Source organism: Acidovorax sp. A1169 (genome assembly GCF_030704685.1).
Classification (GTDB): domain Bacteria; phylum Pseudomonadota; class Gammaproteobacteria; order Burkholderiales; family Burkholderiaceae_C; genus Acidovorax.
In genome coordinates, this window is sequence record NZ_JAUZDX010000069.1 from 1 (window position 1) to 852 (window position 852).

General features: G+C 64.4%; 1 protein-coding gene. It reads right to left on the reverse strand.

Annotated elements, in window-relative coordinates:
- Nucleotides 1-852, reverse strand: an 852-nt coding sequence (locus QYL93_RS31855) for an MBL fold metallo-hydrolase (RefSeq protein WP_305747433.1), incomplete at both ends; no start/stop codon positions are given.

Sequence of the window (852 nt, forward strand, 5' to 3'; positions counted from 1 at the left end):
AACGGCATGCAGTGGTTGAAGATCACCCAGTTGCCATACTTGGGCTGCAATTTGGCGAACGTGGCTTCGTAGACTTTGCGCAGGTCTTCGCCCTTGGCGGCGCTGGCCTTGACGCTCTCATACAGGTCGCTGATGAAGGCGCGCGTGCCGGCCAGGCCTTCCTGCACCTGCGCCGGGGTCTGCAGGGCGGCTCCGCGCCCGGGCACCAGCTTTTCAGGCTTCAAGGCCGCCAGGTTGTCCAGGGTCTGCGGCCAGTCCTTGAAGTAGGCATCGCCCGCGTACGGGGTGGCACCGAACTCGACCAGGTCGCCGCTGAACAGGATCCTCTCTGCCGGCAGCCAAGCCACGGTGTCGCCCTTGGTGTGGCCCCGGCCCAGCTGCAGGATCTGCACTTCGAGCTTGCCCAGCCACAAGGTCATCTTCCTGTTGAAGGTCATGGTCGGCCAGGTCAGACCGTCGGGCACGCTTTCCACGTTTTGGAACAGGCGTGGGAAGCGGCCGATCTCGCTGTCCTTGTCGAACTGGCCACGCTCGACGATCAAATCGCGCGTGTCTTCGCTGGCGATGATGTGCTCGGCACCATAGGCGCTGGCGCCCAGCACGCGCACCGCGTGGTAGTGGGACAGCAGCACGTACTTGATGGGCTTGTCGGTCACTTCGCGGATGCGGCGGATCACGTCCTGGGCCATGACGGGGGTGGCCTGGGTGTCGATGACCATCACGGCGTCGTCGCCGATGATGATGCCGGTGTTGGGGTCGCCCTCGGCGGTGTAGGCGTAGGCGTGCTCGGACAGCTTGTCGAAGCTGACCTGCTTGACTTCCAGGTCGGCTGCGGAGGCGAAGGTCTTGGTG